At 44.0% G+C, this 11,483-nt stretch carries 7 protein-coding genes; 5 read left to right on the forward strand and 2 right to left on the reverse strand.

Going from position 1 to position 11,483, the window contains the following annotated elements:
- Positions 1–1,059: aldehyde ferredoxin oxidoreductase C-terminal domain-containing protein (locus K8R76_11215; GenBank protein MCD4848742.1), on the forward strand; the 1,059-nt coding region annotated here is incomplete at its 5' end.
- Positions 1,060–1,106: 47 nt separating this feature from the next.
- On the forward strand, positions 1,107–1,304 hold the full coding sequence (gene thiS, locus K8R76_11220; GenBank protein MCD4848743.1) for a sulfur carrier protein ThiS: 198 nt from the start codon (positions 1,107–1,109) through the stop codon (positions 1,302–1,304).
- Between the two features lie 73 nt (positions 1,305–1,377).
- On the opposite strand, the gene K8R76_11225 is transcribed toward thiS, so the two are convergent.
- Entirely contained in the window at positions 1,378–3,297 is a 1,920-nt protein-coding gene (locus K8R76_11225; GenBank protein MCD4848744.1) for a right-handed parallel beta-helix repeat-containing protein, read from the reverse strand.
- A 440-nt stretch (positions 3,298–3,737) separates the two neighbouring features.
- On the opposite strand from K8R76_11225, the gene K8R76_11230 reads away from it, so the two are divergent.
- Together K8R76_11230 and K8R76_11235 are read left to right on the forward strand one after the other, a co-directional pair.
- Positions 3,738–4,433 (forward strand): hypothetical protein, encoded by a 696-nt coding sequence (locus K8R76_11230; GenBank protein ID MCD4848745.1) that lies wholly within the window; start codon positions 3,738–3,740, stop codon positions 4,431–4,433.
- Positions 4,434–4,843: 410 nt separating this feature from the next.
- Positions 4,844–8,617 carry a tetratricopeptide repeat protein gene (locus tag K8R76_11235; GenBank protein MCD4848746.1) on the forward strand — a complete coding sequence of 1,258 codons (3,774 nt, stop codon included), beginning with the start codon at positions 4,844–4,846 and terminating at the stop codon, positions 8,615–8,617.
- A 77-nt stretch (positions 8,618–8,694) separates the two neighbouring features.
- Here K8R76_11235 and K8R76_11240 read toward each other — a convergent pair whose 3' ends face one another.
- The gene (locus K8R76_11240; GenBank protein MCD4848747.1) at positions 8,695–10,407 is read right to left on the reverse strand and encodes a T9SS type A sorting domain-containing protein; all 1,713 of its coding nucleotides are present in this window, start codon (positions 10,405–10,407) and stop codon (positions 8,695–8,697) included.
- A gap of 262 nt (positions 10,408–10,669) precedes the next feature.
- Between K8R76_11240 and K8R76_11245 the strand changes: the two genes are divergently transcribed.
- Positions 10,670–11,483 (forward strand): PQQ-like beta-propeller repeat protein (locus tag K8R76_11245; GenBank protein MCD4848748.1); only part of this gene is annotated, 814 nt, incomplete at its 3' end.

The raw sequence follows: 11,483 nt of genomic DNA on the forward strand, positions 1-11,483 counted from the left end.
GAAACACTTGGCGGTTCATCCAATATGGGAATCTTCGATCCTTATTTCGTTGCCGAGTACAACTTCTACTGCGATACGTACGGACTTGATACGATCTCCTTCTCAACAGGAACATCCTTTGTCATGGAATGTTACGAAGCAGGTGTTCTTGATAAGGAGAAAACCGGAGGGCTTGAAATCCCCTTCGGAGCCAAAAAAGCAGTTCTTGAGCTTCTTCACCAGATAGGTCGAGGCGAAGGCTTCGGTCTTATTGCCGGTAAGGGCATCCGCTACATGAAGAAGTACTTCGTAGATAATTTCGGTGCTGATCCGGGTTTTGTGTTTGACATCGGCATGGAAGCCAAGGGTATGGAATATTCGGAATATGTGACCAAGGAATCCCTTGCCCAGCAGGGCGGCTACGGCATAGCCCTTAAAGGCGCCCAGCATGATGAAGCATGGCTCATCTTCATGGACATGGTTAACAAACAGATACCAACCTTTGAGGATAAGGCGGAAGCCCTTCATTACTTCCCCATGTGGAGAACCTGGTTCGGCCTTTGCGGTTTATGCAAACTTCCGTGGAACGATGTTGAACCTTCGGATAACGCTGAAACAGATGAACCGGCGAAAGTCCCGGCACACGTCCAGGGGTATTGCGAGTTCTTTGAAGGTGTAACAGGGAAACCTCAGACCATGGACAGCCTGATAAGGATGTCCGAGAAAGTTTACAACTTCCAGCGAGTGTTCAACCTGAAAATGGGCTTCGGCAGACGCGAACATGATGTAATACCTTACAGATCCGCAGGCCCTGTCACAGTCGAGGAATATGAATCACGTCAGGAAAGGTACGACACTCAGCTTCGCGAAGACGCGGGCATCGATCCCACGGGAATGTCCTCTGAAGAGAAGGTTGCCCATACGCGCAAATACAGGGAAGCACAGTACGAACATCTGCTGGATGCAGTATACAGGCGCAGGGGTTGGACAAATAATGGTGTTCCGACTGTCGCCAAGCTCATGGAACTCGGAGTGGATTTCCCCGATGTAATCGAGCTTGTCAGGAAGCACGGAGGCTAATCGAATAAAGGGCGGGAACTGATTACGTTCCCGCCTGTTCAACAATCATGATAACCGTTAATGGATTAACACTCGACTGGTATGAAGGTAAAACCGTCCGTGATGTTATTAAGGAAATGAATTACCTCTTCCCCCTTCTTATCGCACGGATTAACGGTGTACTCATTCCGAGGGATAAGTACGATTCAACAGAAATCCCGGATGAAGCAACTGTAGACATAATCCACCTGATGTCAGGCGGATAAATACCAGGCGGTTTCTATGCAGCAATTCACTGGGGATACACAACTTCAGTGCACATGAAGCTCTATGTATTCTTCATTCGAGAACAATCATCTTTCGTACGATGTTTTCTCCCTGTGCTGAGAATCTGTAGAAATAGACGCCCGAAGTAACTCCACTCGCGTTCCATACGACATTCCGGACTCCGGGATTCTGCCAGCCGTCAACAAGAGTATCAACCTTTCGTCCCGTGACATCAAATACTTCGAGGAGTACATCGCAGGAGGTTGGAATCTCATAGGCTATCCATGTTAGCTGATTAAACGGATTTGGGAGATTCCGATAAAGAGCAATATTCAAAGATACTGCTCCATTTAAGTCATCATACAAAGATGTTGAATAATATTCATATGCACCGATATCGTATCCAGCACCTTGAGGCCTCAAAGTGCCTTCAATATCAGTATTAGTTCCTACATCAGTCCCCAAATCAATTGCAGGAGAAGTTGATTGAAGATGAAAATCATATATTGGATACGATGGGTCCACAAATAAAGGGTCTCCTGTAATTGAATTTGGCCCTTTGCCGATGAATGATACGTCCGGGTAGTACAGGTTATAATCAAATGTATTTTCGTTGCCAGGCATCAATTGATCAGAATTTTGATAAACAATATTATTTTTTATATCATGTCCAGAAACCGAAGTGGTAATATAGAGTCCTGTACCTTGATTCAAGGCGATAGTATTGTGGTAAATTTTCCCATTATACACATCTGTGTAAATCCCTATTCCCCCTTCTGTGTTGTTGAAGATAACGTTGTTTTCAATAGTAGGTGAAGATCCGGTATCTACCAGGTCTTCCCAGAACCTTAAACCATAACCCGGATTGTCATATATCCTGTTACACCGGATAATCATATTTTTAGAATTCCAAATGATTATTCCTTCATTCTCATCCCCAGCACTTGTTCCATTTCCGTAGACTGTGTTATTCTCATATACAGAATCCCAAATTTCATGGGCGGCAATACCCTGTCGTCCATTGTTGTAGCACGTGTTATTTCTCACGGTGATGTTGTAATTCCCTGTCGAGGCATGTATTCCAATGAAGAGATTGTCATGGGATATGCAGTTTTCTATTATAGAATCATTAATATGCTCTCCGTCTATCACTCCTTCGTCATCGCCATTGAACTTGAAGCCATGATTACCATTATTGTATGACTCGCAATTATTAACTTCTATATTATGAGTAGTTCCTGCAGATTCTATTCCTCCCCAGATACATATCCCGATACCGGCATTGTTATGCACTATCAAATCTTCCAGGATAATGTGATGAGACCCTTTGCCGTCAGATTCCCTGTTAAATTCAATACCTGCTTCCGGATAATTTCTTATTATGAGATTTCTTATTCTGATATAATCCATTGCACGAGATCCCTCTGCCCATCTACCTGACATGAATGCACAACCCCAGCCTTGTCCTTGAAAAGCAGTACCATCAAGAACTGCGTTATGATCTGGATAACTTTCGTAGGTGATATGTCCGTCAGTTTCATTTCCCGATTTTCCCTCGACCCCGGTACTTCCTGTGAGATCTACTATCTCTTCGTAAATACCCTGTTTTATATATACCGTATCCCCTGCCACCATTGTGTCAGTAGCATTCTGAATTGTTAGCCAGGGCTCAGCCTCGGTTCCTGGATTATTATTATTTCCGTTTAAAGCATCAACATAGTACGTAGTCCCATATACTGGCATTGAAATAAAGGCAAGCAGGAGTAGGGATCTATAGAATAGAATCCTTAGCCTTACAAAACAATCGCTAATCTTTGATTCAAGATATCTTCTTTCTTCCATAAGGACCTGTTCGCTTTGATTGAATCCAATTGCAGATAACTTCGACATATCCGGACTCAAGTTTATATTTCCTTCCAACTTATTGGTATATAGATTCTTAAGAGTCGTATCTTGAATCATCGTGTTTCTAATTCTGATGATTGCTCTCAAGATCCTTCTTGATCCTTAATCTTACTTATTTGTACTGTAGTACATTCTAGAACGTTTGGCAATATTCTGCTTCAGGAATTGTATTCTGAATTATCTTGCTTCAATGAATCCATTCAATAACGCAAATTTCCTTCGATGAGTATCTGGAATAATTGGAAATATGCTGCCTTTATCAATATTGAATTCAATTCCATTGAAGAACAGAAAAACCATAGTTGCTGACCGCACCAGCTTTTTCTTACCATCAATAAACGGATAACATCCTTATCCATCCACTTCTTTTATTGAGGTTGTCATTAGTCTGTCGATTTAATTATTATTGCATATGGTATGCAGCAGACTGAGAAGTAATCCGGAAATACCGGGATAATCTTCATAAATATGCTGTGAAATTCAAGTTGATACTTAATTAAGTATACTTTAAGAGAGGAAGTGTTCTTATGAAGATGTGCGTTTTTGCTCTTGTCATAATTGTAGCTATTGCTTTCACTTCTGATGATATAGTACTAAACGGCTCTAACCACACCGAGGGTTGTAGTCCTTTAGGCATCGATGGCACAGCCTATTCACAGACTTGGGACGTCGCTAATGCCACACACGGTGTAAGTATATACGGTGCCGGTGACCGCTGGGCCTGTGATGATTTTGTGCTTATCGGTGATTGGGAACTGAATCAGATTGTCATATGGATGATCTGGACAGGGGAAATGGGCGAAGGCATGAACGTCGTTTTCGCAGAAGATGATGGTAGTCAAGATCCCAACAATGCAACTGTCGTATGGAGTGAAGCTGTTCCCGCTGCTAACGTCTTCGCTGATGAATGGGAATCATCGGGTGGCACCCTTTATGACGTCTACGAATTCACCGGCACAATCAGCGCGGATGCATATCCAGTTCTTTCAGATGGAGTAACTTACTGGATGCAAATCCAGGCCGATGTTGTAGACAACTGCTTCGTAATGCTCTTTGATAATGTTATCGGCAGCACCGTCTGGTACAACGATGGCTCAGGTCTTTGGGTGAGTACTATCGATCACCCTGATATGGGATGGTCAACCGATATGTTCTTTGATCTCTATGGTGAATGTACGGCATTCGAATCAAGTACATGGGGTGACATCAAGTCACTTTTCTAATCTGACTGATTTCATCTGTTAGTCAACAGGGGGAAGGGCAGCCGCCCTTCCCCCTGTTGCTTTAACCCGGTTTCATCTCAAGCACTCTACTGCAGCAATGTATATGACCGCATATACTGCGTTATACTCACACATCCGTCCTAGACGTACTATTAATGTACGCCTCCGGAGTCTGCGTTCGAAAGCCTTGTATACACAGCCATCTACAACGCTTCGCTACGAGTGCCTATGATGAGACCGGGTTAATTGTTCAAATTCCACTACAGGCAGAAAAAACCATTGGATAGGAAACCCGGTGGCGTTCTTCATAATAAGAAGAACGGTATGATGATAGCTGTAGACTATGAAAAATCCAGTGAATTTGCTATATCTCAATACTCAGGGGTATTTTGAATACAGGGAGGAAAAACATGCTTAATCTTGTTCCCCGCCTGATTTCACTGAATTATTCTGATGGCAATCTTTCCGGATCTGTTTCCGGAAGCGTACTGATATTCGATGTGTCAGGTTTCGCATCCATGGCTGAAATCCTTTCCAGACAGGGAAAAAGCGGAGCAGAAGTACTTTCAAATACACTGAACAGGGTCTATTCCAGAGGAATCCTGTCAATGATCAGGGGGAGTGGGGGCTTTGTATCCGGATTCAGTGGAGACTCATTTGCTGTAATCCTTCCTGGAACTGCTATTGAAAAGGCTGAAGCTTTTGGAAAAGAGATGCTGAATAAACTTACCCTGGCATCGGCATCTTCATCTGCCAGAATCGTATTCAAAGCTGGAGGCTCTGATGGAACAATAGACTGGGGAATATTCGGAAGAGAAAGAAAAGGATGGTTCTTCTCTGGAAACGCATTAAGACGGGCCTTTCAGGCTCTTGAAAAACCTGAACAGGGAGGTTTTGCCTTATGCAGGGATGAAACTCCTGAAAGTGAAACTTTTACTGCTGATAGAATGGGTGGACGAACTCCGGATAGAATTCTCGAAACAGGCTTTTTTTCCGAGAAATTGCTCAACTCGGAACCATATGGTGAGTTCAGAAGAGTATTTCCGGTATTCCTGACTCCAGTGGATGCTGAAGAAGATGACCAGGAGTTGATCAGGTCAATAGCCCCGGAAGTGATACAGTCTTCAGTAGAAACAGGAGGTTTTTTCAATGGAGTTCACTACGACTCGAACGGATTCTATTTCCTGATCCTGTTTGGAGCTCCGGAAGCTCATGAGAATGACCTTGAACGTGCTTTGATTTTCGCCCGTCAGATATACAACTATACTCCCTTTCCCATCAGAATAGCTATTTCTTCGGGAACCATGTATGCCGGTTTTCTGGGTTTCAGGCAGATGGGAACCTATACAGTTCTTGGAAGCCAGATAAATGTAGCTGCCCGGATAATGAGGTTTGAAAATAATTCAGGTATTTATGTAAGTGACATTGTTGCCAACAATACTCCGGGATCAAGCACAGCAATCTCAGTTAGAGTCAAGGGTATGACCGATGAGGTTAGTATCTTCAAGCTTGATAACAATATTGCTGAATCAGGTGGATATCCTTATGAGGGGAAACTTCTTGGAAGAGAGGAAGAGCTGGAGATAATTATCGACCTGGCCCAAAAATCGGCTGATGATTCTACTGGTAGTGTTCTTCTGGTTTCAGCTTCAGCGGGAACCGGCAAATCTCACCTCCTATGGGAGGCTGGTAATATCCTGGAAACTCAGGGATTCAGAATAATTCACCTGAGATGCGATGATATCATCAGACGAAGCTTCGGACCATTTGTCACATTTCTGAGAGTCTATTTCCAGCAGAAGAGGGATTCATCTTCCAGGGAGAATCTTGCCGTATTCAACAGGATATTCCAGACCCTATCTGCGGAATTAAGAGATGGGTATCCGGACAGGGTTCAGGAACTTGAAAGAACCGTATCATTTCTCTCTGCGCTTCTTGGAATTGATATGCCCGGTTCTCTCTACCATCAGGTTGGACCGGAAGGAAAGCAGGAAAATACGATTACAGCACTGCGGGAGTTCTTTTTCGGTCTTGCTCAGACTGAACCTCTTTTCGTTGTTTTAGACGATATTCAGTGGCTTGATGACAGCTCCGAATCCCTTTTGAGGAGCATGACCAGAAACCTGGATAATCTACCCATTGTTCTTGCTCTTGCAGCCAGGACACATGATGATGGCTCAAGCATAGATATCCCCTCTGAAAAGGAATCCTTTATCATTAATCTCGAATCCCTTCAACAGCAGACTCTTCCCGAACTCGTAAAGGACATTCTGGGAGGAATACCAGGACCCAATCTGGAAATATTCCTCGCAACACACTCCCGTATGAACCCTTTCTATCTTCACCAGTATGCTGTTTATTTAGTCGAATCAGATTCCATAAAGAAAAAGAATGGCATTATCACCCTCTCTGAATCTCCCGACAAAATTCCAAGAGGAATCGTTGACCTTCTGACAGCTCGAATTGATCGTCTGTCGGGTGATCTGAAAGGAGTTGTAAAAAAAGCTTCGGTTCTTGGATTTGAGTTCAATGCCAGGGTTCTTTCTGCCATGCTTACAGGCAGAGATCTCACACCATTGCTCAGCAATGGCGCGGAGGAGAAACTCTGGTCATCCGTCTCAGAAATCGTGTATATCTTTCAGCACGGTCTTCTCAGGGAAACAGCATACAGCATGCAGCTGGAAAACGAGCTTGTTAAGCTTCACAGTATAGCCGCCTGCGCGATTGAAAATATTTATCCCGGTGATGAGACGTTTTTTCCTGATCTCGCATACCATTGGGATAAGGCGAAAGATAGCGAGACGGCATGTTTTTACCTTGATAGAGTGCTTCAGGCTGCGGAAAGAAACGGTGATGTAAAACTCAGTTACAAGTGCATTGTAAGGCTGAGAGAACTTTTTGAGCTTCTGCCGGACAGGAAAGAACAGTTAATTGGGGTAATGATAAAAGAAATCCAGATTCTTGGAATATTTGCCAGATGCAAGGAAGCTGTGGAACTGGCCGAGAGGACAGAAGAACTGGCCCTGTCCGCAGGAGACAGGAAACGATACGCTGAAGCAATGGGTATGCGAGCCTGGCTTACATCTCGCCTTGGAGACTTGAAGACAGCTCTTGAAATAAATGAGAAAGCGCTCGAAATTCATAATGAGCTTGGATATTTGAGGGGAATATACGAATCCACAGGATATCTTGCGGCGATGAAGTTCATGACAGGTCATATAAGTGAAGCCAGAAAACTGTTTGAGAAGCAACTGAGAGTATTCGAAGAGATGAAGGATGATGATGAAAACAACGCCAAGGTGTACAATAATATGGCATCTACAGCAGTTGATCTTACCGAGAAACAGCAGATTCTCGAAAAGGCGATTGATGTTGCGAAACAACACAAGGATAAACGGTTACATTCGGTAAGTCTTGGAAATCTTGCGGATGTATTTCACAATAAGAATCAATTTGAAGAAGCAGCGATGACTTACCAGAAAGCACTGGATATAGCAAGGGAAATTGGTGACAGGTATTACATATCCTATCACTCATGCGGCCTTGCAATACTGAAGACCGATAAGGGAGACTACTCTCAGGCGGTGAAGATGCTTCAGGAATATTATGAAACCTCACGTGAAACAGGTATTCGTTACGGTGAGGGGGAAGCGCTTGGTTACATGGCGGTTGCTCTAATGAGACAGGGTGATCTTGAGCGGGCTCTGAGTACTTTCAATCAGGCAATACAGATTTTCCAGGAGCTGGATTATGTCCACTATATATACTACTTTCAGGCGGATAGAGCGCGTACTCTTTTCCTGCTTGGAAGGCTTCAGGAAGCGGAAGCCGCCGCCAGAGAATCCAATTCTCTAATAAAAGAGCAGGAAAAACCTGAAGCTATGCCTGAAAACGATTCTCTCCTGCAGAGAATTCGTTTTGAGAACGCTGAAACTCTCGAGGAAAAACTGGATTGTATCAGGAGTGTTAAGGCAATAATCTCTGAAGCATCCGATCCTGTCAGCATTATTATTCCTGCACATGATCTCTGGCAAATGATTCAGATCCCAGGGGATGATATACCTGAAAAACTCTCACCGGCAATATTGAGGAAGGAACTCGTTGATATTCTTGACAGGGCTGCCATGGCAAAGCCTACCTATGATATCATCTCGATGCGGGATGAGATTAGAAACGATACTTAGCCCATATTTAAATCAGTCATAATAGAACAGACTCACTCTTTGAGGGCTCCTCATAATGGGAATGATTAAGCTTCCGTTTACTTTAATATGACAATTTTACCAGCTGCTTTGTTCCCATCATCAGTCGATATAATAATGAAGAAATATATTCCGCTCGCGAAATCGTCCACATTCCACTGGTAGGTTGCTTCTGAAAGATAACCTGAATCATGTAGTAACCTGCCATTAGTATCATATACTTTAATATTATCACCGGAGTTGAAATCGCCAATAAAGGTAATAATATTCTCTCCCTGATAAACCCGGCAGGGATTAGGATAAACACTGAAATTAAGTTGAGGAGCAGTGCTGCCGGTTATTAATGGGTGGGGATAAGTATAAGGAGAATAGCCCGGTTTCTGGACATTATCGAAATAATCTCTGCCTGATTGTATGTGAACATGGCAGTTATTGTGCACGCTGAAGTTCACATCATCCCCCTCATGTTCATTATTCCATGAATAGGCCGGCTCATGATCCTGTGGCGGATACGGTGTCTCATCGGTCCACAGGTATTCATCCGTAGAACGACCTATCTGGTCCCGGGATGGATACCCGTTTGTAATCTTAAAGTGATCTCCCGTATCCCAATCATTTTCCGAGCCGCCAGAAAGGATCGCCGTTACGGTGTTTGCAGAGTTCGCCGTGATCTGACCTTTACTGCTGTCCGTAAGATTGTAAACATAAATATCAACCAGCGAGTTAACTTCCCAGTTTTGTGAAGCGTCGGTCAGAGTTAAAGATCCACTGCTTCCAGTGTGATTGCCGGTACCACCCGTTTCAAGCGGCTCGTTCCCGTCCCAGGGAGAACCTCCGTTGCATAAACCTCCTCCAGATACATCACTGAAGGTTCTGACATTGTCTAAAGTAATACATGGGCTTGACCATGTGCCGGTCAGAGTATTGTTAAAAACAACCCCTGTCCCGCCGCGAATAAAGAAAGGTGTCCACATACTGCGGTCAATCTGATTGATTGTATTATTGTAAATCTCCCACTTTATAGTAGCACGATTCTCACCCTGGACCGAGTGCGCCTCTAAATAAACATCATTGACAGTGTTGTATCGAAACACATACTTTCCGCCGTAGTTCGCATCCATACAATTTCCAAATACCGTATAAGTAAACGTGCAGTCTTCTACATATACTGCTCCGTCTGTCCCCAGATCAAGCTCCTGTGCCCATAAATAATGCTGATCCGGACCTTCGACGAGCATCGCTGCAGAACCAATTATCACAACACGGGCGTTTTGAAATATACAATGATCCACCAGACCATCCGGATGTGTATCTTGAATCGTTCCACGAACGAGGACTCCTGCCATACCTTCATTACTGATAATCCTGCAATGATCGACACGCCAGCCTGATCCTCCATTGGGGCTGATACGACCCTCATAGAAAGTGAATCCTGTAACTCTTGAACTGGTTTGCTCCAGATCAACTGCTGTTCCGGTCGAACTTCTTGTAATGATTGTCAAGTCTATGCCTGCACCCTGCAGGAGAATATTCCTGTCATCAGATATTGCAACCCCTGAATCCCAGGTACCCTCCCCTGCAGGAACAACCACTGTATCCCCATCGCACGCAATATCTATCGCTGCTTGCACATCTGTTTGAGAACAACTCGCAGCATTTATTGTCGCTGCATTTACTTCACAAATCCCAGTAAAATAAAGTAAAAGAATACCAGCAAGAAGAACTAATACAGGTATCCTCCGTTTCTCTGAATTGATGATACATTCTCCCATTCCTTATACCTCCTATTTTACCGCCGCTTGATCTTATAATAAAGAAATATGTCCCGCATGTAATATCATCTGCATTCCGTAGGCCCCCCGGTCATGAGGGTTCTTATCCGGCAAATCTCCTTAAATCATCCGGCAATTTACACACTGATCCTTATACCGTCTTGACCTGATATCATATCTATAATATCATTAATCTAGTAATGCTCAATCGGGCAAAATGCCGAAGAATAATTCTGTCATTTAAGTAATGAAGGAGCGTATTATGGGAATCACAGCCTGCTTTGTATTTCTTGTTATTTCCGCTTCTGGCGTGAATATCATGGAACCTGTTGACGGAGAAACCTATGACGGTGACTGGCTTACGGTCAGGGCTATTGTTGAAAACGAGAACGAGATACCTGAATACGTCCAGTACTCCCTCAACGGGCAACCTGTGGTGCAGATTCCCCGGTTGAACACCGACTGGTACACATACATGCAGGGCGATCTGCATCATGGCTTTTCAGAGTCACCTGCCCCGACGGATAACACGATACTCTGGACTGCACCGGTCACCGGAGATTACCACGAGTTTCCAACGCCGGTGATAGTGGATGGAATTGTTTACTACCCTTCCAACTATGGTACTGATTCACTTTACGCACTAAATGCAGCTACAGGTGAACTGATCTGGAAATATAGCACTGGTTATACGGATGACGCTGTTACAGTTAAGGACGGCTACCTGTACACAGCAAGCGATTCTCTGTGGTGTCTGGATGCCCTTACAGGTGAGAGGATCTGGGCAACAGATGCTGCCGACGCAGATGGAAGCACACCTGCGGTGGTTGGTGGCAGAGTGTACTGTGGACGATCAAACTACTCTCAAAGTATATCCCATATCTATTGCTTTGATGCGGTAACAGGCTCAGAGATATGGTCGGAGGTACTATACGGTTATACTGCTAGTTGCATGACAGTATGGAATGGTATGGTATTTATCCCAATATTCCTCTATAACAACAATCCTCCTTTGTATGCCCTGGATGCCAATACAGGCTCAATCATCTGGGTGAACACCGATAGTTATGGAGGCT

The organism is Candidatus Aegiribacteria sp., from assembly GCA_021108435.1.
Classification (GTDB): domain Bacteria; phylum Fermentibacterota; class Fermentibacteria; order Fermentibacterales; family JCC-6; genus Aegiribacteria.